Below are 23352 nucleotides of genomic sequence, written 5' to 3'. Positions count from 1 at the left end.
CGCCTGCGCACAGGTTGTTCTCAAGATCCGGCAGGAGAGTCCATGCCATGACGAACCCCGGACCGCAGCAGCCGAACGAGACCCCCGAACCGCGCGCCGCGTGGCAGCCCCCCGCGAACCCCGGCGGTTCTTCCCAGCCGTGGCAGCAGCCCGCCGGTCGAGTCGAACCCGGCCACCCGCAGCAGCGCCCAGCCCCGCAGACGCCCCAGCAGGCGGCCCCCGGTCCGCAGTCCCCGCCCGCCCCCGGCGCCCAGCCGCAGGCCGGACAGCACGCCCCCACCTCGGCGCAGCACCCCGGCGTGCACCAGGCCGGGCAGCAGGTGCAGCACCCCGGCGCCCACATGCCGCAGGCAGCGGCCGAGCAGGGGCGGGGCGAGCAGGCCGGGTACGGGCACCGGCCCAACGGCCACCAGCCACCGCCATTGGCGCAGCACCCCGACGGCAGGCCCCTGGTCGGGCAGCACGACCCGGCCGCCGCGCAGGCGGGTCATGCGCGGGGCGGGCCTGCTCAGGCCGCTCACCCGCAGGCGGCGGGTTCCGAGCAGGGCCGGGGTGGGCAGGCCGGGTACGGGCAGCAGATCCCCGCCTTCTACCAGCGGCAGGTGCTGCCGCAGCCGAGGCAGGGCAGGCTGCGGCGGGGTGCGGTGGCCCTGGTGGCGGCGTCGGTGCTCGGCGCGGGTCTGCTCGGCGGGGCGGCGGGGGCGGTCATCGGCTCCGACGGCGCGTCCACCGCGACCTCGACCACCGCCACCTCGAACGCGGCGCCGCTGTCGGCGACCACGGCCACCGACGTGTCCGCCATCGCCGCGAAGGTGATGCCGAGCGTCGTGCAGATCACCGTGCGGCTGGGCAACGCCGAGGGCATCGGCTCCGGTGTGGTGCTCAGCGCCGACGGCCGCATCCTGACCAACAACCACGTGGTCGAGGGCGCCCGCGACATCACGGTCACCTTCTCCGACGGCAAGACCGCCCCGGCCACCGTGGTCGGCTCCGACGCTGGCGCGGACCTCGCGGTCATCCAGGTCCAGGGCGTCAGCGGGCTGACCGCAGCCACCCTGGGCGACTCGTCGGCGGTCAGGGTCGGTGACCAGGTGATCGCCATCGGCTCCCCCGCCGGTTTGCAGGGGACGGTGACCACGGGCATCGTCAGCGCCCTCGACCGCGACGTGAACATCGGCTCGGAGGGCCCCACCAGCCGCGTGTCCGGCGGCTCGACCGTGTCCTACAAGGCGATCCAGACCGACGCCTCGATCAACCAGGGCAACTCCGGCGGACCGCTGTTCGACACCGCGGGCCGGGTCATCGGCATCAACTCCGCCATCTACTCCCCCGTGTCCACCTCGGACGGCGCGGCGGGCAGCGTCGGCATCGGCTTCTCGATCCCGATCGACACCGCCGAGCAGGTGATCTCCAGGATCGGCTGAACCCACCCGTACCCGAGCCCGCCTCCCCGGACGGACTCGGGCACCGGCTCGCCTAGGTGTTGCGGGGGAAGCCCAGGTTGACGCCGCCGTGGGAGGGGTCGGGCCAGCGGCTGGTGACGACCTTGGTCCGGGTGAAGAAGTGGATGCCGTCGGGGCCGTAGGCGTGGGTGTCGCCGAAGAGGGAGTCCTTCCAGCCGCCGAAGGAGTAGTACCCGACCGGGACCGGGATGGGGACGTTCACGCCGACCATGCCCACCTCGACCTCATTCTGGAAGCGCCGGGCGGCGCCGCCGTCCTTGGTGAAGATCGCGGTCCCGTTGCCGTAGGGGTTGGCGTTGACCAGGTCCAGCGCCTCCGAGTACGACTGGGCGCGGACCACGCAGAGCACGGGGCCGAAGATCTCGTCCCGGTAGAGGGCCGTGTCGGGGCGGACGTGGTCGAAGAGGGTGGGGCCGAGCCAGAAGCCGCCCGCGTCCCCGTCGACCTCGTGGTCGCGGCCGTCGACGGCGAGGGTGGCGCCCTCGGGGTTCTCGACGTAGGAGACGACCCGGTCGCGGTGCGCGGCGGTCACCAGCGGCCCCATCTCGCAGCCGGGGCGCCTGCCGTCGCCCACCTTGAGCCCACCGATGCGGTCGGTGATCCGGGCCACCAGGTCGTCGCCGACCGGGTCGACGGCGACGACCACCGACACCGCCATGCAGCGCTCGCCCGCGGAGCCGAACCCGGCCGAGACCGCCGCGTCCGCCGCCAGGTCCAGGTCGGCGTCGGGGAGCACGACCATGTGGTTCTTCGCGCCGCCGAGGGCCTGCACGCGCTTGCCGTTGCGGGTGCCGGTCTCGTAGACGTACCGGGCGATGGGGGTGGAGCCGACGAAGGAGATGGAGCGCACGTCGGGGTGCTCCAGCAGGCCGTCGACCGCGGCCTTGTCGCCGTGCAGGACGTTGAGCACACCGGCGGGCAGCCCGGCCTCGGCGAACAACTCGGCGATGAACACCGCCGCCGACGGGTCCTTCTCCGATGGTTTGAGCACCACCGCGTTCCCGCACGCCACCGCGTTCGGCACGAACCACAGCGGCACCATCGCCGGGAAGTTGAACGGCGAGATCACCCCGACCACGCCGAGCGGCTGCCGGATCGAGTACACGTCCACGTTGCCCGACACGTTCTCGCTGTACCCGCCCTTGAGCAGCGTCGGCACCCCGCACGCGAACTCGACGGCCTCCAGCGCCCGCTGCACCTCGCCCGCCGCGTCGTCGAGGACCTTGCCGTGCTCGGCGGTGACGATCTCGACCAGCTCGGCACGGCGCGCGTTGAGCAGTTCGCGGAATCCGAAGAGGACGCTCGACCGGCGGGCCAGCGACGCGTCCCGCCACCCCGGGAAGGCGGCGCGGGCCGCGGCCACCGCCGCCTCGACCTCCGCGGGCCCGGCGAAGTCGACGTGCCCGGCCACCCGACCGGTCGCCGGGTCGAACACCTCGCCCGTCCGCTCGGCGGTGCCCGACCAGGCCTTGCCGTCGATCCAGTGCGTGATCAGCCTGCTCACTCGCCCACCCCGACCGCCGCGACGGCGTGACCGAGCGCGTCGAGCGCCTCGTCCACCTCGTCCTCGGTGAGCGTCATCGGCGGCGCCAGCCGGATGACGTTGTTGTGCAGACCGCCCTTGCCGACCAGCAGCCCGTGGGCCCTGGTCTGCTCCAGCACGGTCACCGCCGCGGCCGGGTCGGGTTCGCGGGTGCCCGGCTCGACCAGCTCGACGGCGAGCATCAGGCCCTTGCCACGCACGTCCCCCACCACCGGGTTGCCCGCGGCGATGTCGTGCAGGCCCGCGCTCAAGCGGGCTCCCATCTTGGCGGCGTTGCCCTGGAGGTCGTTGTCCAGCAGGTAGTCCAAGGCCGCTTTGGCGCCCGCGGTGGCGAGCGGGTTGCCGCCGAAGGTGGAGATGGAGTTGGCGGTGAAGCAGTCCATGACGTCGCCGCGCGCGACCACGCCGCCGATGGCCAGGCCGTTGCCCAGGCCCTTGGCGAAGGTCATCACGTCGGGGGTCACCCCGTGGGCGGAGATGCCCCAGAAGTGGTCACCGGTGCGGCCCCAGCCGGTCTGCACCTCGTCGGAGATCAGCAGGATGCCGGTCTCGTCGAGCACCTCCTTGAACGCCCCGAACAACCCGTCGGGCGGGGAGCTGAACCCGCCGACGCCCTGGATCGGCTCGACGACCATGCAGGCCACGTCGCCGGAGGTGGTGGTCAGCAAGACCTCGCGCAGGTCCTCGACGCAGGCGGCGACGTAGTCGGCGTCGGGCAGGTGGCCGAACGGGCTGCGGTAGCGGTAGCCGCCGTGCACGTGGCTGACCTTCACCGGGGAGAGTGAACTCGTGGACCACCCGCGGTTGCCGGTGATGCCGACCGTGCCGAAAGCGCGACCGTGGTAGGAGTTGCGCAGCGCCAGGACCTGGTTGCTGCGGCGGAACTGGGTGGCCAGCATCAGGGCGGTCTCGTTGGCCTCGGTTCCGGAGTTGGTGAAGAACACCTTCGCGTCCGGGATGCCGGACAGTTCCGCGATCTTCTCCGCCAGCTCCACCTGCTGCCGGATCAGGTACAGCGTCGAGGTGTGCAGCACCCCGGTGTCGAGCTGGCGGCGGATCGCGCCGCTGATCTCGGGCACGTCGTAGCCGATGGCGTTGGTCAGGATGCCCGCGAAGAAGTCGAGGTAGGTGGCGCCGGTCGAGTCGGTCACCCGCCTGCCCCCGGCGCGGGTGATCTCGATCGGGTCCCGGTAGTAGAGGGCCAGCCAGGACGGCAGCACGGCCCGGTGGCGGTCGATCAGCGGAGTCTGCTCGGTGTCGGCCATGGTCGCGAGTGTGACCGCCCGCCGACCCCGGCGCCATGGACACAGTGTGCCGGTCGAACCACCCCGACCGCACAACCTGTTCCCTACACTGTGCCGGTGTACCCCACGGTCTCGGAAGTCCTCGCCCTGCCCGTGTTCCGCCACGGCGCCCCGACCGTGGTGGCCGGGGCGGCGGGCCTGTCGTCGCGGGTGCGCTGGGTGCACGCGGCCGAGGTCGCCGACATCGCGGGCCTGCTGCGCGGCGGCGAACTCGTCCTCACCACCGGCATCGCCCTCCCCGACGACCCACCCGGCCTGACCCGCTACGTCGACGACCTGGCCGACGTCGGCGCCGCGGGCCTGGTGGTCGAACTGGTCCGCCACTGGAGCGACGCCCTGCCCCCCGCCCTCGCCTCGGCCGCCGAGCGGCGCGGGCTGCCCCTGGTCACGCTGGGCCGGGAAACCCGGTTCGTCGCGGTGACCGAGGCCGTCGCCGGACTCATCGTGGACGCCCAGGTCGCGGAACTGCGGGCGGCCGGGCAGGTGCACGAGACGTTCACCGCCCTGACGGTCGCCGGGGCGGAACCCGCGGAGGTGCTGCGGGAGGTGACCCGGTCGGCGGGACTCCCGGTCGTCCTGGAAACCCTGGGCCACGACGTGCTGGCCTACGACACGGCGGGCGGCGCACCGGGGGAACTCCTGGCGGACTGGGCGCAGCGGTCCAGGAACGTGGTGCTGTCGGAGCGAACGGGCTACCACGCGCAGGCGGGCTGGCTGGTCACGGTGGTCGGCGCCCGCGGCAACGACTGGGGTCGGCTGGTCCTGCTGTGCCCGTCGGAACCCGCGCACCGGCACGTGGTCATCGCCGAACGGGCGGCGTCAGCGCTGGCGGTGCACCGGTTGGCGGCCCGCGAGCGGGAAGGGCTGGAGCGGCACGCGCACCGGACGCTGCTGGCGGAACTGCTGGCCTCCCCGACACCGCCGGGGGACCTCGTGGCCCGCTCGGAGGCCCTGGGAATCCCGCTGCGGGGCAGGCGACTGATCGGCGTGTGCGTGCGCCCATCGACAACGGTGGGGACAGCGCACGCCATGGCCGTGGCGGAAACCCTGCGCGACCTCGCCGAGGCAACAGCGCTGGCAGCGCGCCGCGCCCGGGTCGCAGCCCTGGTCGGCATCGTGGACGACGTCAGCGTCCGCACCCTGCTGTCGCTGACCACGGCGGCCGATGTGGACGGTGTGCTCAACCGCCTGTCGCGCGAACTGCACCAACCGGTGGTCCTGGCGGCGGGCACCACGGTCACCGAGGTGGGCCAAGCCCGCCGCAGCCTCACCGAAGCCGCCCACGTCGCCCAAGCCGCCCTGAGCACCCCCTCACCGAAACCCTTCCACCGCCTCCAGGACGTCCGCCTCCGAGGCCTCCTGCACCTCCTGGCCGACGACGACCGCCTGCTCGCCTTCGCCGACCGCGAACTGGGCGCCCTCGCCGCCAGGGACAAGGCGCACGGCAGCCGCCTGATGGACACCCTCCGCCACTACTGCGCCCACGGCGGCAACAAGTCCGCCGCCGCTGCGGCGGCGCACATGTCCAGGACGGCTTACTACCAGCAGTTGGCGCGGATCGAACAGGTCCTGGGTGTATCCCTGGACTCGCCGGAATCGGTGCTGTCCCTGCACGTCGCCCTGCTGGTCACCGAGATCCGCACGAACCGGCCACCCGCGGCCGAGTGACCGGGGCACGCCCCGCACTGTCGCAGTCCAGTCACAAACAGCCCCGCTTGCGCGGGGAAAACATCGCGGCGCCGCCATCGAACGGACGCCCGACGGGAACAGCCCCACTTGCGCGGGGAGGACGAGTGGGCGGCCGGGGCAGTGACGATCAGGAGCGGGAACAGCCCCGCTTGCGCGGGGAGAACTCCGGCGCGGGTGCCCAGGTGAAACCCCAGGCGGGAACAGCCCCGCTTGCGCGGGGAGGACACTTGTTGACCTGCGGACTTCCGAACCGCAACGGCTTTTTTCATTCGCTTTCACGGCTCAACGCTGACCTTAGCGGCAGCGCCTCCTCGCGGTGCCGTAGCCCTTCTCACCACCGATCGGTCAGCAGCCGCAGGTATGCCGCCGGGCCGCCGTTCGCGTGGTCCTGGGCGCCCGTGCGGGTCAAGGTTAGTTCACCCTCCGGGGTGAGCTTGAGGGTCGTGGTGGCGCGGCGGTCTCCTGGGGTGCTCTCGGCGCCCAGGATGGGGACGGTGGGCGGAAACATCCGGGCAGCCGCTTCGGGCGTGGGCGCCGGGGCGTGGCCGGTGCGGTTGGCGCTGCTGACGTAGATCGGGCCCAGGCCCTCGAACAGCTCCGTCATGGTGTGCGCGCCGAACAGGAGCGCGTAGCCGTCGCGGGTCGAGGGGGCCAGCGCCGGGCGCGGCCGGACGGGCACCAGGAGGGTGACCAGTTCACGGGTCAGGAGGTGGTGGGCGGTCTCGACCAGACGAGCGGGCAGGGCGAGGTCGGGCACGACATCGGCCCAGCGTTGCGGGGATGCCGTCCAGGTGGCGACCGGTTGGTCGGCGGGGCGGGACTTGGCCAGGTTGACCGCGGCCGGGTCCGTGGCCGCGACGACGCAGGTGAGGGGGGCCGGGTTGGGGAGGACGACCGCTGAGCCGGATTCCAGGGCGGCGCGGACAGCAGGGCGGTCGGTGATCATCGGGTGGCCGCCGGGGTGTTCCGGGAGTCGAGGAAGCCGGCGAGGTCCGCGTCGGGGATGTGGGCTTGGTTGCGGCGGTATGCCTCGGACTTGACCCAGTCCAGCGCTTCCGCGGTTTCCTCCCCCGTCAGGTCGTGGCCGAGGCGCTGGGCGACCGCGCGGAGGACCCGGGCGCTGGCGAGGTGGGTGAGCAGGACGGTGGGTTCGATGCCCAGGACCTCGTGCGGGTCGTACGGCTCGAAGGTGCGGGGGTGGGCGAAGGGGGTGCCGGTGGAGATGGTTCCCACGCCGGTGCCGACGATCGGGGTGGTGACGGTGAGGGGGATGCCCGTCTCCTCGGCGACCATTCGGGCGATCGGGGGGACGCCGGTCAGGTCCGGGGGCGTGTGCCAGAGGGCGGTGCCCGGGCCGAGCAGATCCTCCGCGCGCTGGGACAGGAGGAACAGCAGTTGCTCCGTTGCGACCATGCCGCTGCGTTCGGCGATGCCGAGCCAGGAGCAGGCTGCCACGCGGGTGCCCGCGGTGATGGCGGCGAGGGTGTTGGGCAGGCCCAGGCCGAGGTCGTTGTGCAGGTGGGAGGCCAGGACGACCTCGTCGGTGACTCGGGAGTGGAGGTCGGTGAACAGCGACGTCGCCTCGTGGGTGAGCAGTCGGCCCACCGTGTCGGCCAGGACCACCGTGCCCGCGCCCGCGGCGGTGAGGGAGGTGGCGTGGTCGGCCATCAGGCCCACGTCGGCGCGGGTGGCGTCGGCGAAGCAGATGTCGACGTGGGTGCCCTCGGCCCTGGCCGCGTCGACGAAGTCGGCCGCGGCCGTGAGGGCCTGTGCCGGGGGGCGGTGCACCATGACGTCGGCCATGACCTCCGACGCGGGGACGACGACCATCACCCGGGCGCCCGGGGCGCCCGCGACGGACGCGCAGGCCTGGCGGACGTCGGCGGTGGTCCCCCGGCAGACGGCGGCGGGGGTGACCGCGTCGCCCGCTTCGAGGGCGACCCGCCGGGTGGCGTCGAACTCCTCGCGGCACACGGCGGGGAAACCTGCGGCGAACACCACGTGCCGGGGGCCGTCCGCGCCGAACAGCGCGCCCTGCGCCCGGGCCAGCCGCACCCGGAAGTCGGCCGACATCAGGGTCTTGCCCTGCGCCCCGTCCCGGGCGGACTCCTCCCACAGCACCATCCGACCGGCCTGCGCCGACTCCCGGACCAGGTCCACGAACGCCTCCTCGTACCCGCTTCTCGTCCTGCCCATGAACACACACGACCACCGATCCGTCACCAGTGTTGTCGATCACCCGGCACCCGCGCTGAGGAGTCCTCACCCGGCTGTGGAACACTGCCACCGGACGGGTGAGTGACAGTCCAGTTGCCACGGTGTAACCCTTGTGCCCGCTGCACATCCGGTCCCCGGCGCGCAATCGGCAGTGTGTTCGCCGAGTGGTCGAAGGCTGAACACAGTGACACTGCCGGGTGACCTCGACCTGCCCGAAGGATGCCGGGGTGGAACTCTGATCCCGAGCATCGGAGCGGATGATGGCCACTGCGGAAACCGGCGGCACCCAGCGCACCCTCCCGGACGGCCGGGTCGAACTCACCGACCGGTCCGGCATCGAGGGCAGCCGGTTCCACAACGCCGAGTTGGCGCCGGTCCCGGTGGCGCAGCGGACCTGGACGACCTACAACTACTTCGCGCTGTGGATGGGGATGGCGCACAACATCCCCAGCTACACCCTCGCCGCCTCGTTGATCGCGTTGGGGATGAGCTGGGTGCAGGCGTTGATGACGATCGTGATCGGCAACCTGATCGTGTTGGTGCCGATGTTGCTCAACAGCCACGCGGGCACCAAGTACGGCATCCCGTTCCCGGTGTTCGCCCGGGCGTTCTTCGGGGTGCGCGGGGCGAACCTGGCGGCGCTGCTGCGGGGGTTCATCGCCTGCGGGTGGTTCGGCATCCAGACCTGGGTGGGCGGGCAGGCGGTGTACGTGATCGTGGGCAAGCTCGCCGGGGCCGGGTGGGTGGACGCGGCGCGGGTGGCCGACCAGCCGTGGACGCTGTGGGTGAGCTTCCTGCTGTTCTGGGTGGTGCAGATGGCGATCATCTGGCGGGGGATGGAGGCGATCCGGCGGTTCGAGAACTGGACCGCCCCGCTGGTGTCGGTGGGGTTCCTGATCCTGCTGGGGTATGTGCTGGTCAAGGCCGGTGGACTGGGGCCGATCCTGGCGGCGCCGTCGAGGCTGGGGTGGGGGTCGGGGTTCTGGGCGGTGTTCGCGCCCTCGCTGATGGCGATGATCGCGTTCTGGGCGACGCTGTCGCTGAACATGCCGGACTTCACCCGGTTCGGCGGCGGGCAGAAGACCCAGGTGCGCGGGCAGGTCCTGGGGCTGCCGACGACCATGACGTTCATCGCGGTGGTGGCGATCCTGACGACCTCCGGTGGGCAGTTGCTCTACGGGGAGGACCCGGACCTGTGGGACCCGGCGCTGCTGGCGGCGAAGTTCGACAACCCGGTGCTGGTGGTGATCGCCCTGGTGGCGCTGGTGCTGGCGACCGTCTCGTGCAACCTCGCGGCGAACGTGGTCAGCCCGTCCTACGACTTCTCCAACGCGTTCCCGAAGCGGATCACCTTCGCCGCGGGTGGGCTGATCACCGGGGTGATCGGGGTCGTGATCATGCCGTGGCGGCTGATCTCCGACCCGGGCATCTACATCTTCGCCTGGCTGGGCTTCTACGGCGGGGTGCTCGCGGCGATCGCGGGGGTGCTGGTCGCGGGGTACTGGTTCGTCCTCAAGACCCGGCTCGACGTGGCCGACCTCTACGCCGAGGGGGGCCGCTACTGGTTCACCGGCGGGTGGAACCCCAGGGCCGTGCTGGCGACGGTGGTCGGTGCCGTGCTGGCCGTGGGCGGCGCGTACGGCGGGCCGTTCCCCGACGACGGGCTGATCCCGTTCCTCAAGCCGCTCTACGACTACAACTGGGCGGTCGGGTTCGTCTCCGCCCTCCTCGTCCACACCGTCGTGTCACTGCCCAACCGGGACAACTCCCGCCCACAGGAAGGGGAAGTCCGTGTCTGACGTCGTCAGGGCCGGTCTCATCCAGCAGAAGTGGACCGGCGACAAGGATTCGATGATCAGGGCCGCGGTGGACCACATCGCGACCGCGGCGTCGCAGGGCGCCCAGGTGGTGTGCCTCCAGGAGCTGTTCTACGGCCCGTACTTCTGCCAGGTGCAGGACGCGGACTACTACTCCTACACCGAGGGCATCCCCGACGGCCCGACGACCGAGCTGCTGTGCGAGGTCGCGGCCCGGCACGGGATCGTCATCGTCGCGCCGATGTACGAGCAGGAGCAGGTGGGCGTCTACTACAACACCGCCGCGGTGATCGACGCCGACGGCACCTACCTGGGCAAGTACCGCAAGAACCACATCCCGCAGGTGAAGGGGTTCTGGGAGAAGTTCTACTTCCGCCCCGGCAACATGGACTACCCGATCTTCGACACCGCGGTGGGCCGCATCGGCGTCTACATCTGCTACGACCGGCACTTCCCGGAGGGTTGGCGGGCGCTGGGCCTGGCCGGGGCGAAGATCGTGTTCAACCCGTCGGCGACGAGCCGGGGCCTGTCGCAGTACCTGTGGCGGTTGGAGCAGCCCGCGGCGGCGGTGGCGAACGAGTACTTCGTCGGCGCGATCAACCGGGTGGGTGTGGAACCGCTGGGCGACAACGACTTCTATGGGCAGACCTACTTCGCCGACCCGCGCGGGCAGCTCGTCGGGGAGGCGGCGTCGGACACGGAGGAGGAGGTCGTGGTGCGCGATCTGGACATGGGGTTGCTCGCCGAGGTGCGGGACCTGTGGCAGTTCTACCGGGACCGCCGCCCCGACAGCTACGACTCGCTCACCAAGCCCTGAAAGGCCCACGGATGCGCACCATCATCACGGGAGGGACCGTCGTCAACGCCACCGGCCGCGCGCACGCGGACGTGGTCGTGGACGGCGAGGTCATCACCGCGGTCACCGCCCCGGGGTTGATCACCGAGGCGGACCGGACGATCGACGCCACCGGCAAGTACGTGATCCCCGGCGGCATCGACGCGCACACGCACATGGAGATGCCCTTCGGCGGGACGTTCTCGCACGACACCTTCGCCACCGGCACCGAGGCGGCGGCGTGGGGCGGGACCACCACGATCATCGACTTCGCGGTGCAGGCGCGCGGCACGTCGCTGCTGGCCACCCTGGACAAGTGGCACGCGAAGGCGGACGGCGACTGCGCCGTCGACTACGGCTTCCACATGATCATCTCTGAGGTGGACGACAACTCGCTCAAGGAGATGCAGCCGTGCATCGACGCGGGCGTGAACAGCTTCAAGATGTTCATGGCCTACCCCGGCGTCTTCTACTCCACCGACGGCGACATCCTGCGCGCCATGCGGCGGGCCACCGAGACCGGCTCGATGATCATGATGCACGCGGAGAACGGCATCGCCATCGACCAGCTCGTGGCGCAGGCGCTGGCCGAGGGCCGGACCGCCCCGGTGGAGCACGGGCTGACCCGGCCGCCGGAACTGGAGGGCGAGGCGACGTCGCGGGCGATCGCCCTGGCGGGGGTCACCGGGGCGCCGCTCTACATCGTGCACCTGTCGGCCCGGCACGCGCTGGAGGCGGTGGCGGCGGCCAGGAACACCGGGCAGAACGTGTTCGCCGAGACCTGCCCGCAGTACCTGTACCTGTCGATCGAGGACATGGCGAGACCCGGTTTCGAGGGCGCCAAGTACGTGGCCTCGCCGCCGCTGCGGACCAGGGACCACCAGGCCGACCTGTGGCGGGGGCTGCGGACCAACGACCTGTCGGTGGTCTCCACCGACCACTGCCCGTTCTGCTTCGAGGACCAGAAGGTGCTCGGCAGGGACGACTTCTCCAAGATCCCGAACGGGATGCCCGGGGTGGAGCACCGGATGGACCTGCTGCACCAGGGCGTGGTGGCCGGGGAGATCACCCTGGAGCGCTGGGTGGAGATCAGCTCCACCACCCCGGCTCGGATGTTCGGCCTGACCGGCCGCAAGGGGACCATTTCCCCCGGCGCCGACGCCGACGTGGTGGTCTACGACCCGGCGGCGACGCAGACCATCTCCGCGCTGACCCACCACATGAACGTGGACTACTCCGCCTACGAGGGCATGGAGATCACCGGCAGGGTCGACGTGGTGCTCTCCCGGGGTTCGGTGGTCATCGCCGACGGCGCTTTCCACGGCAAGCCCGGACACGGACGATTTCTGAAGCGCGACCTCTCCCAGTACCTGCTCTGAACTCTCCGCGACGCCCGCTGCGCCCTCCCTGCCAAGTCGGGGACAGTGCCGGGTGGGGACGAGGGGGCGGGTGGCGGGAGAGATCAAACAGAGCTCTAGGAGGCCGGCATGGACTTCGGTGTGGTGTTGCAGACCGACCCGCCCGCGAGCGACGTGGTGCGGCTGATGGTGGAGGCCGAGCAGCGCGGGTTCAGCCACGGCTGGACGTTCGACTCGTGCGTGCTGTGGCAGGAACCGTTCGTCGTCTACTCGCAGATCCTGGCCCAGACCCGGTCGCTGGTGGTCGGGCCGATGGTGACCAACCCGAGCACCCGCGACTGGTCGGTGACGGCGTCGCTGTTCGCCACCCTCAACGACATGTTCGGCAACCGCACCGTCTGCGGCATCGGCCGGGGCGACTCGGCCCGCCGGGTGATCGGGCAGCGGCCCGCGTCGCTGGCGGTGCTGCGCGAGTCGATGCACGTCATCCGGGAACTGGCCGAGGGCCGCGAGGTCGCACACCACGGCGGACCGGTCCGCATCCCGTGGGTGCGCGACGGGCGGCTGGAGGTGTGGATGGCCGCGTACGGGCCGAAGGCGTTGAAGCTGGTCGGCGAGCACGCCGACGGGTTCATCCTGCAAACCGCCGACCCGGCGATCGCCGAGTGGACCATCGGCGCGGTGCGCGAGGCGGCGGGCGCGGCGGGACGCGACCCGGGCGGGATCACCGTGTGCGTCGCCGCCCCGGCCTACGTCGGCGACGACCTCGCCCACCAGCGCGACCAGCTCCGCTGGTTCGGCGGCATGGTCGGCAACCACGTGGCCGACCTGGTCGCCCGCTACGGCGAGTCCGGGCCGGTCCCGAAGGAGCTGACCGAGTACATCCGGGGCCGCGAGTCCTACGACTACGCCCACCACGGCAGGGCGGGCAACCCGTCGACGGACTTCGTGCCCGACGACATCGTGGACCGCTTCTGCCTGGTGGGTCCCGCCTCGGCGCACGTGCGGCGGCTCCAGCAGCTCAAGGAGCTGGGGGTGGACCAGTTCGCGGTCTACCTGATGCACGACGAGCGGGAGAAGACGCTGGCGGCCTACGGGGACGAGGTGATCCCGGCACTGCGCTGACCGGGCCGCCCCGCACCGGTGGCGGCCGGTGCGGGGCGGTTCCCGCCTACAGCTCGCGCAGGTCGTAGCCGTCCTTGACCTTCGTGGCCAGGCTGGCGATCGTGGCGCCCGCGCCCTTGCCGTTGCCGGTGTTGTCCTGCGGCTTGGCCCAGTGGTGCGTGCCGTCCTCCGCCGCGAAGAGCAGGTGGGAGCGCTCGGGGAAGGGCTTGTGCCACCGGCCCTTCACCAGCTTGCCCGCCTGCATGTAGCCGTCCGGCTTGATCTCGCGGTCGCTCCAGTCGGCGAACCCGGTCGGGTCGACGTCCATCGGCCAGAAGGCGTTCGGGGCCGCGGAGTCGATGAAGCCCCAGTAGCCCGCGACGCGCACCCGCAGCGGGCGCCCCTTGAAGTCCGCCCCCTCAGTGCCGGGCGCGCCCGGTGCGAAGTCGGTGTCGAGGTCGACCTCCGCGACCGGCCTGCCCTTGGCGTCGCTGCCGGGCAGCACGGCCATCAGCGCCTCGCTGACCACGTCCATCGGCCCCGGCACGAACTCCCCGTTGTCCGCGTACAGCGCGCCGGTCCGCCCACCGATCTTGACGTTGCGGTACTCGCGGTTCTGGTCGTCGGTCTTGACCCCGCTGAGGATCGACTGCACGGGGTTGCCCGCGTTGTCGGCCGTGGGCCTGCTCGCCGCCGCGGTGGCGGCGGGCGTGGGCGGTTGGACCACCGCGACCTTGGGCATCCCGGCGATCATCGCCTCGGCGAGGGAGTCGACGCCCGCCTGCATGGCCGAGCCGTTCACCGGCTGCGCCGGGTCGATCGGCAACCGTTCCACGATCATCTCGGCGATGCGGGTGCCGAGCTGGTCGAGCACCGCGCCCTTGAGCGCGTCCAGCGGGTTGAGGATGGTGAAGATGTTGCCCCGGAACTCCTCGAACAGGCTCGTGCCGAACGACACGATGACCGACTCGGTGTCCTGCGTCTTGCCCAGCAGTTCCTGGAGCAGGGCCAGGCGCTGGCCGAGGTAGCCCTGCATCGCGCTGGTGATGCCCTTGCGGGCGACGTCCCAGACCAGGCCCAGCGGTGAGAAGAAGCTGGTGCCCACGCCGATCAGCCCGTCGGCGCACACCAGGGTGATCTCCAGGTTCGCCATGTGCTTCTCGGTCAGCATCCGGTGCATCTTGGTGGGGTCGGCGTTGTGCTCGGCGAACTGCGCGCCCTTCTGGTGGTTCGCCTGGTAGTCCTTCACCGCCGCGGCGGCCTGCGCGGACAGCGCGGCCTTGCCCGCGAAGGCCATCAGCACCTTGATGCCGGTCGCGGCGTTGCTCAACCCCACCGCCACCGGTGTGGTGAACGGCGAGGGCACCACCCCGAACAGGCCACCGCTGAACTGCATCGCGTTGGCGCACTGGTCGATGATCCACAGCCCGGCCTGCAGGGCCTTGCGCTGCTTGCCGGGGTCCAGGACCACGAGCGCCTTGATGGACTCGAACTCGACGGCCCCGGCGAAGTCCGCCCCCGCCTTGGTCATGACCTGCTTCGTCTGCTCGATCAGCGGGACCAGTTCCTCGCGGACGAACACGTCGAACTTCGCGAAGTCCGCGTCGGTGCGCGCCAGGGGGATCGACTGGGCGTGCCTGCGCAGCGCGTTCTCCGCCGCCAGGCCGCGCACCACGCAGTCCTGCAACGCGGCCCGCGCGGCGAGGGCGGCCTTGCCGTGCCCGGTGGCGTGCATGAACTCGAAGTCGGCCAGCCTGTCACAGGCGGCCATGACGTCCCCGCACTGGGCGAGCATCCCGTTCGAGAAGGCCATGTGGTTGTCGAAGAGCAGCCGGTACTCGTCCACCCGCTGCCGCAGCGCCGGGTCGACGCCGCCCTGGAGCAGGGCGGCGACCGGGGCGTGCGTGGTCAGGGTCTGCACGACCGGGCCGAAGGTGAGCGCGGCGACGGCCGCGGGGGCGGGGGCGGTGACGTCGGCGTTCTGGCGACCGATCCGGGCAAGCGCCGGGCGGGCGTGCTGCTGGATGGCGGTCTTGGCCGCGGCCAGCACCGCGGCCGGGTCCGCGGCGGGGGTGGGGTCGGTCATCGCTTCGCGCTCCTCTGGTGACCGTGGGCGGGTCCTGGGTGGGTGGTGCGGGGGTTCAGCTCGCTTCGCCCGCCATCGCTTTCACGATGACCTCGGCCAGGGCGGTGGACAGGATCTCGCCGAGCTGCTCCGGCGGCAGCGCGGCGGCGCCGGGCACCTCCGCCAGCACCTGTTCGACGGCGGGGTTGAGGGCGCTCTCCTGCAACTCGGCGATCAGCAGCGCCAGGTCGGCCTCGGTGATCGCCGCGCCGTCCTCGCCCCGCGCGGTCTTGACGGCGCGGTACTTGGCGAGCAGCGGCTCTAGGAACGCCGTCAGGTCGACCGCTTCCTGGCTGGTCACGGCTGGTGGTCCTCTCGTTCGGCGTGGGTGCGGGTGTTCACAGCCGGTCGGCCGGGATGCTCGCCAGCAGTTGCGCCATCTGCTCCCGCGACAGCGCGGCCGCTTCCGGCATCTCGGCGACGAGCTGGGCGAAGGCCTCGTTCATGTCGTCCACGGCCGCGTCCGGGATCGCGTCGGACTCCTGGGCGATCTCGCCGAACCGGTCCTGCGCCTCGGCGATCTCCTCGGGGCTGAACAGGTTCTCCAGCGCTTCGAGCACGTCGTCCTCATCGGACTGGGCCGCTGGCACCGGGGTGGCGATCACGATGCCGTAGTCGGCGAAGTACTCGACCCGCTCGGGTGTGGTGGCCGGGGCGTGCTCCAGGAACGCCTCGGCGAAGGACCGCACACCGCGTTCGTCGGCGTAGAAGAGGAAGTACGGGGTGAAGGTCTCCCACGCCTCCTCGGTGCCGTCCCAGGACGGTCCGAACTCGGCCAGGAACGCCGCCCACACCTCGGGGTCGGGTTCGGCCTCCGGTTCCGCGGCGGTCGCGATCGCGATGCCGTAGCCCGCGAAGAAGCCCACCCGGTCCCCGGAGTCCGCGGCGTACTCGACGAAGGACCTGGCGGGCGCGGCGACGCCGCGCTCCGCGGCGTAGAAGAGGAAGTAGTCCACGAACCCGGACCAGTTCTCCTCCTGCCCGTCCCAGGAGGGCCCGTACTCCTGCAGGAACGCGGCCCACTCCCCCTCGTCGTACGCCGTGTCGTCCACCTCGGGCTCCGCTTCGGTGGCGGCGGCCATGCCCCGCAATTCCGCCGCCAGCGTCGCGACCCCGGCGTCCTGGGCCGCGCGGAACAGCTCCACCCCGCCGTTGCCCTCCGCGTACCGCGCCAATTCCTCGCCCGCGGCGGGGAACCCCTCCACCGCGGCGCGGTCGAGGAGGGCGGCGCGCAGGGCGTCGAAGTCGGAGCTGCCCGCGGAGTCCAGGTCCTGGTAGACCTCGACCACCACGGTGAACAGCAGCTCGGGGTCGCGCACGTCGTGGTCAAGCAGGACACGCAGCGCGCCGTCGAGGGCCTGGTCCATCTGCGCCTCTTCCCTTCACCTGGTCGCGGCACCGGCCGGGAGCGGCAGGTCTCGGTGTTGCCCCGCCAACGGTAGGGGCGCGACCGCGGTCGCCGTTGCCCTCGGAGGCAGCCGCGCGGGCACTCCGGGCGCACCGACCGAACGGGACCGGCCTGCCCGCGACGGGCGTCGCGGGCAGGCCGGGGTGCGGGTGGGCGGGAACGGGGTCAGGCGATGACCTGCGCCAGGGTGTCGATGCCGTGGTCGATCTCGGCTTCGGTGACGACCAGGGGCGGGGCCATGCGCAGCGTGGTGCCGTGGGTCTCCTTGCACAGCACCCCGCGCGCCATCAGGGCCTCCGACGCGGCGCGGCCGGTCCGGTCGGTGAGTTCGACGCCCGCCCACAGGCCGCGGCCGTGGACCCGGGTCACGCCGTGGCCGACGAGGTCGCCGAGCCTGCCGTGCAGGTGGGCGCCGAGGGTGGTGGAGCGCTCCTGGAACTCGCCGGTGGCCAGCAGGCGCACCACGGCCCGGCCGACGGCGCAGGCCAGCGGGTTGCCGCCGAAGGTGGAGCCGTGTTCGCCGGGGCGCAGCACGCCGAGCACGTCGCGGCGGCCGACGACCGCGGAGACGGGGAGGATGCCGCCGCCGAGGGCCTTGCCCAGGGTGTAGAGGTCGGCGCGGACGCCCTCGTGGTCGAGGGCGAACAGGGTGCCGGTGCGGGCCAGGCCGGATTGGATCTCGTCGGCGATGAGCAGCACGTCGTTGGCGTCGCAGAGGCGGCGGACGGCGGGGAGGTAGTCCGGCGGCGGGACGACCACGCCCGCCTCGCCCTGGATGGGTTCGACCAGGACGGCGGCGGTGCGGTCGGTGATGGCCGCCTGCAACGCTGCGGTGTCGCCGTAGGGGACCACGCGGAAACCGGGGGTGAACGGGCCGAAGCCGTCGCGGGCGGTGGGGTCGGTGGAGAAGGAGACGATGGTGGTGGTGCGGCCGTGGAAGTTGCCGCCCACCACGATGACCTCGGCGGTGTCGGCCGGGACGCCCTTGACCTCGTACGCCCACTTCCGGGCGACCTTGATCGCGGACTCGACCGCCTCGGCGCCGGTGTTCATCGTCAGCACGAGGTCGGTGCCGGTCAGCTCCGCCAGCTCCCGGCAGAACAGCCCGAACTGGTCGTGGTGGAACGCGCGGCTGGTCAGGGTCAGCTTCCCGAGCTGGTCGACGGCGGCGGCGACCAGCGCCGGGTGGCGGTGCCCGAAGTTGAGCGCCGAGTAGCCTGCCAGGAAATCCAGGTACCGCCGACCGCGCACATCGGTCACCCAGGCCCCCTGCGCCTCGGCGACCACCACCGGCAGCGGGTGGTAGTTGTGCGTGCTCCACTGCTCGGCCAGCGCGATGTGGTCGGGCAGGGTGGTGGCGGGGGGCACGGTCGCGGTCATGCGACCAGGCTAGGCGCACGTGGACGTCGGTTTCAGCCGTCGGGTGTTGCTTGTGGCGTGCATTCGTTGCGCGCTGACCGACTCTGGCGCGGGTTCGTTGCATCCGCCCGGCTACGCTCTCGGGCATGGCGAAGAAGACGGTCCCGTCCGTTCGGGACGCGCTGCGGGTGCGCCCCGGTTCGGGCCTGCACCTGGGTCCGCGCGACACCCCGGTGGGCCCGGCGACCAAGGCCGAGGCGGCCGACCTCCTCGCCGCGACGGGCGAGCGGCTCGCCGTGCTGCAGGAGGCGCTGTACGCGGAGTCCCGCCGCTCGGTGCTGCTGGTGCTGCAGGGCATGGACACCTCGGGCAAGGGCGGCACGGTCTCCCACGTCTGCGGGCTGGTCAACCCGCAGGGCCTGCGGGTCACCTCGTTCAAGGCGCCGACCCGGCAGGAGCTGCGGCACGACTTCCTGTGGCGGGTCCGCAAGCAGGTGCCCCCGCCGGGGTACATCGGCGTGTTCGACCGCTCGCACTACGAGGACGTGCTGATCGCGCGGGTGCAGGAGCTGGTGCCGCGCGAGGTGTGGGACGCGCGGTACTTCGCGATCAACGAGTTCGAGGCCGAGCTGGCCGAGGCGGGCACGACCGTGGTGAAGGTGTTCCTGCACATCTCCCCGGAGGAGCAGCGGGAGCGGCTGATCGCCCGGCTGGAGAACCCGGCCAAGCAGTGGAAGTACGACCCGGCCGACCTGGTGGCCCGGTCGCGGTGGACGGAGTACGAGGAGGCCTACCGGGCGGCGCTGGAGCGGTGCGGGACCGCGGCGGCCCCCTGGTACATCGTCCCCGCCGACCGCAAGTGGTACCGGAACTGGGCCGTGGCGAACGTGCTGCTGGAGACGCTGGAGGAGCTGGCGCCGACGCCGCCGGAGCCGACCTACGACGTGGCGGCGGAGCTGGCCAGGATCACCTACGCCGACCCCTGGGGCTGATCCCGGGTACCGAGGCGCCGCTCGACTCAGGACGGCGACGGACCCCCGCGTCGTACTCGACGTGGGGGTCCGTCGCCGCGCGCGTTCGGTGCCGTCGAGCATCGCGGAGGGCTCCGGGTGGACTCATCCGACGGTGCCCGTCCGTGCCGCGAGATCGGTCAGTGTCCGCCGGGTGTGTTCCGCGGTGGCCGCGGCCGTCGTGGCGGCGCGCAGCAGTGTCGTGTGCGCGACGGTGGAGTCGGGGCTTTCCAGGATGACGTGGGTGCCGTGGTGGTCGATGTGGACCACGGGTGGGAAGTGGTCGATGTGCAGGACCCGGAAACCCGGGTGTGGCGGGAAGGTGGCGGGCAGCAGGCGGATGGTGTTCGGGGCGGTGTGGCACAGGTGCCGCAACTGCTCGCCCATGACGTCCGCGGGTATCGCGGGGTGGGTGAGGGCACGGGGGTGCAGGAGGAACCGGTCGGTCGGCGGGGCCGCCGGCTCGGGGGACTGGTGATCACCGATCGGGTGACCGAGGGCGTGGTGGTACGCGGCGGTCCGCAGCGGGCGGGGGATGAGCAGGGGTTCGAGCCAGGTGGCGGTGTCCGCGACCTCCTCGATCGCGCCGAGCGCGCTCGTCCCGGCGCCGGGGCAGATGATCCACTCGGTCAGGTCGGCGTCGGCGGTCAGCCGGTAGAGGTGGGGTCGGCGGGCCGGGTCGATGTCGAGCAGGCCGCACAGCCCGCCGATCTCCAGGGCGGTGGGAACGCGGCGGCCCGTCATGACCCGGTTGAGCATCGCGGGCGACATGTTCATCTGCCCGGCGAGTTCCCGGGTGGTGAGACCGCGGGCCAGCCGAGCGGTGTCGAGTTCGCGGGCCACCAGCAGTCCCCGCAGGGTCTTCGCGCGGACGCCGTTGCCGTCCGCGCGCGGGGTGTCAAAGGCGGTGCCGTGTTCTGGCATGGGTGCGGGTTCCTCGTGGTCGTTCGTCGGGTCGGGGTGCGGTGGTGTGGGCCAGGAGTGCGGCTTGTCGTTGTTCTGCGGCGGCCAGGAGTTCCCCGAGCCGGGCGGGGAGCCAGGGTTCGGCTGGTTCGGCTGGGAAGGTGTCCAACAGGTGGGTCGTCTCCCGCCAGCCGTCGGCCATCCGGACCCAGACGAGGTCCGATGCCGCGACCCACCGGCCGAGGAAGACCTGCCCGGTCCCGGTTTCGTCCATCACCACGAACTCCCGGTGCCCGTCGCCGAGGCGGTAGCCCCCGATGACCGTGTCACCGGCCCGGCGGGCGAGCAGGTTCCACCCATCGGCCAGCAGTTCGCGGCGCAACTCCGCCGGGGAGACGGCATCCGCGCCGGACACCACACGCGAGTACCGCGCGTTCATCGTTGCCATGGTGAAGGCCTTCCGGTCAATGGCGTGGGTGGTCACGGGTACAGGCCTGCGGTGCGTTCGTGGTCGGCGGCGAAGCGGGTCAGCAGATCGACGCTGTCGTCCGGGGAGGCCGCGATCGAGAGCAGCCCGTGCAGCGTGTCCTCGACCACCCGCGTGTCGGCGGGGTCGTCGAGCAGTCCGGAGGCGGCGTCGGAGTGCAGGTGCACGACGGTGGGGGCGTCGGTGATCCGGTACACCGCGCAGTCGCCCGGGGACCGGTACCCGCCTTCCCGGAACGGGACCACCCGCACCGCCACCGGCCTGCCCCGCACCAAGGCCACCAGGTGCCGCAACTGCTGTGCCATCGCCGTCGGACCGCCGACGGGGCGACGCAGGACGGCTTCGTCGAGGATGAGGGTGCGGTCGGGTTGGGTGGGGTCCAGCAGGATCTCGCGCCTGCGCCCCGCGCGGGTCAGGGCCGCGTGTTCCTCGTGGCGGCGGTGCCAGCACAACGCCCGGGTGTAGTGCGGGGTCTGGGCGACCAGCGGAAGTGCGGTCGCGGAGAACTCGACCACCGACCGGGCACTCGCTTCGAGTACCGCCACCGCCTCGTCGTGCGGCCCGAAAGCCCCCGGAACCTGCCACCACCCGGTGGCGGGTTGCCCCTGGGCGAGGGCCAGCACCCGGGCACGCTCATCCGGCGGCGGCTGGTAGACGGCCAGCGCGGCGCCCACCTCCACCGGGCCGAAGGGGCGTTTGGCGTTCTCCGACCGGTTCACCGCCGCCGAGGACATCCCCAACCGGGGCGCGGCCTGCCGGGTCGTGAGTCCACGATCGCGACGGCACCGGGCCAGGGCCATGCCCAACACCCGATGACGGATGTGCACGTCCGTCATCGCACCCCACCCCGCTCGCGCCCGGCCGCGGAGCGGCCTGCCCAGGAGGCGTTCGGTGTCCGGGGCGGTGCTGTTCCGGCGAGCCACGCCCGGGCGATCGTGGTCAGTCCCCGGTCGTCGGCCCACTGCAACCCCAGGGGTTTCGGGATCGTGGCCACCACCGGCTGAGGCCCCTCGATCACCACACCGGGAAACCGGCGGTCCACGAGGACGAGGACACGCTTTTCCTCGATGCAGACCCCCCGGAACACCACGATCACGGTGTCACCGGCCGCGAGGCGGAACGTGTGCCCGCCCTCGAAGACCCGGGAGCACGCCACCCGACCGATCCGGGCGGACGGGGTCAGGAACCGCGTCGTCACCGGCCACCCCCGCACCAGGCCGGTCCGCCCGGGAACAACAACCGCACCAACGCGCAGGCACACCACGAACACAGGAACAAGTTCGGCGGGCGATGTGGCCCCACCAGGTCCACCGGAACCCGGCACGTGCTCCACACCCAGTCATCGACACCATCCGGAGGGGGACACCGCACGACGTGCACCTCGTCCGGGAAGTGGGAGTTCGACCCCCACCAGACCACGGATCGCCCACCCGGATCACCGACCCCGCCGGGCATCACCGGTGTCCGCGACGCACTGCTCACCACGTCATCGCCTCCTTGCCGCCACCAGGTACACGGACGAGGCTTCGTTGACCTGGGCCAGGCCACCCAAGAGCACCTGGTCATCTCTCCAGGGGTTGTCCGACTCAGCGGCATTGGAGGGCATGTCGTTCGGGTCAGCCATGGGAACGCATCCGTTCTGTGGCAAGGAATAAGTTGGAAGTAGTGGCGGTCAGAACGCGGCTGTTGCTCTACGACTGCTCGCCTAACCGCTCCGGTAATGCGGGATGAGCCTTGGCGGCTTGGCGCAGCTTGCGGATGGCGCTGTCGGCTCCGTTGATCTCGCGCGGCTCACCCAGGGACGTCACCGCCCAAGTCGCTCGCGCCACGGCCGCCAGCTCCGTGAGCGTCAGCGACACCGTCACGGATGCCTCAGGTTCACTCCGGGGCTTCCTGCGCGGCATGCCCCCACACCGGCGCTCCAGGCCCGCGACTGGCGACCGGACAGCGCTCGCTCGACGTCCGGGGGCAAGCCGCCGTCCATGCCCCACGGCTCGACGTCCCGCAGCACCGGCTCCCGCACCAACGAGGCCACCACCTCCACCCGGTGCGACAGGTGACCGCCGTCGAGCACCACCACGGCGGCGACTTGGCGCTCGTCGAGGGCATTGAGCAGGCCCGTGAAGCCTGGCCGCTCATCGGCCTCCAGGACCCCCGAACAGACGTCGGTGAACACCGTCCACAGCTCCCAGCCCTCCCGGGCACACCAGCTCGCCAAGGTCTCCTTGCAGCCCTCCAGGTAGCCCGGCCGGTCACTGCCACTGCGGACGTAGCCGAAGACCACCTCCGCCGGGGCGCAGCCTCCCTGAAGGCAGGCGGACCGGTTGCCCTCTGCCGAACACGCGGGGTACGGCTCGTGCGCTGCTGACTGGCAACCTGACGTGAGGTCATCCGTCTCGGCTCCCTGGCTCGGGGGTAAGGGTGGCACCCGCCGCCCCGGGGCGGGGTTCAAGGCAGCGGGTGCCTGACCACGAGTTTTGTGTGCTTCACTGGGTGCAGTCGATCGGTCGCGGCCAGTTGTGAAGAACTGTCAAGGAGCGGCAGTGCCCGGGAATGCTGAGCTAGGAGCAGTGCTCCGCGAACTGCGGACAGCACGGGGGTTGACATTGGGTGCTGTCGCTAGCCAGGTCCGCTGTGCACCGTCGTTGCTCTCATACGTCGAGAGTGGCCAACGTCAGCTCCACGAGTGGCTTGCGGCCAAGCTGGACGAGGTCTACGGCACAGGTGGTG

The 23352-nt window shown here is 71.7% G+C and carries 20 protein-coding genes and 1 pseudogene; 8 read left to right on the top strand and 13 right to left on the bottom strand.

Features of this window, described 5'->3' with window-relative positions; genetic code table 11:
* Positions 1-47 precede the first annotated feature (47 nt).
* Positions 48-1424 (top strand): S1C family serine protease, encoded by a 1377-nt coding sequence (locus DFQ13_RS14730; RefSeq protein WP_233438414.1) that lies wholly within the window; start codon positions 48-50, stop codon positions 1422-1424.
* A gap of 52 nt (positions 1425-1476) precedes the next feature.
* On the opposite strand, the gene DFQ13_RS14725 is transcribed toward DFQ13_RS14730, so the two are convergent.
* Both DFQ13_RS14725 and DFQ13_RS14720 read right to left on the bottom strand, forming a co-directional pair.
* Positions 1477-2967 carry a CoA-acylating methylmalonate-semialdehyde dehydrogenase gene (locus DFQ13_RS14725; protein ID WP_110080235.1) on the bottom strand — a complete coding sequence of 497 codons (1491 nt, stop codon included), beginning with the start codon at positions 2965-2967 and terminating at the stop codon, positions 1477-1479.
* On the bottom strand, positions 2964-4271 hold the full coding sequence (locus DFQ13_RS14720; protein WP_110080234.1) for an aspartate aminotransferase family protein: 1308 nt from the start codon (positions 4269-4271) through the stop codon (positions 2964-2966). Before DFQ13_RS14720 ends, DFQ13_RS14725 begins: the two co-directional genes overlap by 4 nt.
* 96 nt (positions 4272-4367) lie before the next feature.
* Here DFQ13_RS14720 and DFQ13_RS14715 point away from each other — a divergent pair, with 96 nt between their 5' ends.
* Positions 4368-5978, top strand: coding sequence for a PucR family transcriptional regulator (locus tag DFQ13_RS14715; RefSeq protein ID WP_110080521.1), 1611 nt, complete (start codon positions 4368-4370; stop codon positions 5976-5978).
* A 352-nt stretch (positions 5979-6330) separates the two neighbouring features.
* On the opposite strand, the gene DFQ13_RS14710 is transcribed toward DFQ13_RS14715, so the two are convergent.
* On the bottom strand, positions 6331-6945 hold the full coding sequence (locus DFQ13_RS14710; RefSeq protein WP_110080233.1) for a Sua5/YciO/YrdC/YwlC family protein: 615 nt from the start codon (positions 6943-6945) through the stop codon (positions 6331-6333).
* Complete coding sequence (locus DFQ13_RS14705) at positions 6942-8195, bottom strand: 2-isopropylmalate synthase (RefSeq protein ID WP_219994457.1); 1254 nt, start codon at positions 8193-8195, stop codon at positions 6942-6944. Before DFQ13_RS14705 ends, DFQ13_RS14710 begins: the two co-directional genes overlap by 4 nt.
* A gap of 281 nt (positions 8196-8476) precedes the next feature.
* On the opposite strand from DFQ13_RS14705, the gene DFQ13_RS14700 reads away from it, so the two are divergent.
* The 4 genes from DFQ13_RS14700 (at position 8477) to DFQ13_RS14685 (ending at position 13351) form a co-directional block, all read left to right on the top strand.
* The gene (locus tag DFQ13_RS14700; protein ID WP_407643168.1) at positions 8477-10015 is read left to right on the top strand and encodes an NCS1 family nucleobase:cation symporter-1; all 1539 of its coding nucleotides are present in this window, start codon (positions 8477-8479) and stop codon (positions 10013-10015) included.
* The gene (locus DFQ13_RS14695) at positions 10008-10850 is read left to right on the top strand and encodes a nitrilase-related carbon-nitrogen hydrolase (protein WP_035282905.1); all 843 of its coding nucleotides are present in this window, start codon (positions 10008-10010) and stop codon (positions 10848-10850) included. Before DFQ13_RS14700 ends, DFQ13_RS14695 begins: the two co-directional genes overlap by 8 nt.
* Positions 10851-10861: 11 nt before the next feature.
* A complete protein-coding gene (gene hydA / locus DFQ13_RS14690) occupies positions 10862-12247 on the top strand; it encodes a dihydropyrimidinase (RefSeq protein WP_110080231.1) in 1386 nt (461 codons plus the stop codon).
* A gap of 108 nt (positions 12248-12355) precedes the next feature.
* The gene (locus tag DFQ13_RS14685; protein WP_110080230.1) at positions 12356-13351 is read left to right on the top strand and encodes a TIGR03842 family LLM class F420-dependent oxidoreductase; all 996 of its coding nucleotides are present in this window, start codon (positions 12356-12358) and stop codon (positions 13349-13351) included.
* Between the two features lie 46 nt (positions 13352-13397).
* On the opposite strand, the gene DFQ13_RS14680 is transcribed toward DFQ13_RS14685, so the two are convergent.
* The 4 genes from DFQ13_RS14680 to rocD all read right to left on the bottom strand — a co-directional run bounded on the left by DFQ13_RS14680 (position 13398) and on the right by rocD (position 18243).
* Positions 13398-15416 (bottom strand): hypothetical protein, encoded by a 2019-nt coding sequence (locus DFQ13_RS14680; RefSeq protein ID WP_035282910.1) that lies wholly within the window; start codon positions 15414-15416, stop codon positions 13398-13400.
* A 55-nt stretch (positions 15417-15471) separates the two neighbouring features.
* Positions 15472-15756: a hypothetical protein gene (locus tag DFQ13_RS14675; RefSeq protein WP_035282912.1), complete on the bottom strand. Its 285-nt coding sequence runs from the start codon at positions 15754-15756 to the stop codon at positions 15472-15474.
* Between the two features lie 37 nt (positions 15757-15793).
* The gene (locus DFQ13_RS14670; protein ID WP_110080229.1) at positions 15794-16822 is read right to left on the bottom strand and encodes a hypothetical protein; all 1029 of its coding nucleotides are present in this window, start codon (positions 16820-16822) and stop codon (positions 15794-15796) included.
* 206 nt (positions 16823-17028) lie between these two features.
* Positions 17029-18243 (bottom strand): ornithine--oxo-acid transaminase, encoded by a 1215-nt coding sequence (gene rocD / locus DFQ13_RS14665; protein WP_035282916.1) that lies wholly within the window; start codon positions 18241-18243, stop codon positions 17029-17031.
* Between the two features lie 125 nt (positions 18244-18368).
* Here rocD and DFQ13_RS14660 point away from each other — a divergent pair, with 125 nt between their 5' ends.
* The gene (locus tag DFQ13_RS14660) at positions 18369-19214 is read left to right on the top strand and encodes a polyphosphate kinase 2 family protein (RefSeq protein ID WP_110080228.1); all 846 of its coding nucleotides are present in this window, start codon (positions 18369-18371) and stop codon (positions 19212-19214) included.
* A gap of 123 nt (positions 19215-19337) precedes the next feature.
* Here the strand turns inward: DFQ13_RS14660 and DFQ13_RS14655 are convergent, their stop codons facing one another.
* From DFQ13_RS14655 to DFQ13_RS14635, 5 genes are all read right to left on the bottom strand, one after another.
* Positions 19338-20156, bottom strand: coding sequence for a helix-turn-helix domain-containing protein (locus DFQ13_RS14655; protein ID WP_110080227.1), 819 nt, complete (start codon positions 20154-20156; stop codon positions 19338-19340).
* Entirely contained in the window at positions 20131-20574 is a 444-nt protein-coding gene (locus DFQ13_RS14650) for a hypothetical protein (RefSeq protein ID WP_146241236.1), read from the bottom strand. The genes DFQ13_RS14655 and DFQ13_RS14650 overlap by 26 nt, the downstream gene beginning before the upstream one ends.
* A 41-nt stretch (positions 20575-20615) precedes the next feature.
* The gene (locus tag DFQ13_RS14645; RefSeq protein WP_110080225.1) at positions 20616-21458 is read right to left on the bottom strand and encodes a helix-turn-helix domain-containing protein; all 843 of its coding nucleotides are present in this window, start codon (positions 21456-21458) and stop codon (positions 20616-20618) included.
* Positions 21455-21820 carry a hypothetical protein gene (locus tag DFQ13_RS14640; RefSeq protein WP_110080224.1) on the bottom strand — a complete coding sequence of 122 codons (366 nt, stop codon included), beginning with the start codon at positions 21818-21820 and terminating at the stop codon, positions 21455-21457. Before DFQ13_RS14640 ends, DFQ13_RS14645 begins: the two co-directional genes overlap by 4 nt.
* Positions 21821-22483: 663 nt before the next feature.
* A complete protein-coding gene (locus tag DFQ13_RS14635; protein WP_181399991.1) occupies positions 22484-22906 on the bottom strand; it encodes a recombinase family protein in 423 nt (140 codons plus the stop codon).
* Positions 22907-23141: 235 nt separating this feature from the next.
* Here DFQ13_RS14635 and DFQ13_RS35975 point away from each other — a divergent pair.
* Positions 23142-23348 (top strand): annotated as a pseudogene (locus DFQ13_RS35975) (helix-turn-helix domain-containing protein); the annotation flags it as partial.
* Between the last annotated feature and the right edge of the window lie 4 nt (positions 23349-23352).

Source organism: Actinokineospora spheciospongiae, from assembly GCF_003182415.1.
GTDB classification, from domain to species: domain Bacteria; phylum Actinomycetota; class Actinomycetes; order Mycobacteriales; family Pseudonocardiaceae; genus Actinokineospora; species Actinokineospora spheciospongiae.
This window is presented reverse-complemented; position numbering and strand designations above follow the sequence as displayed.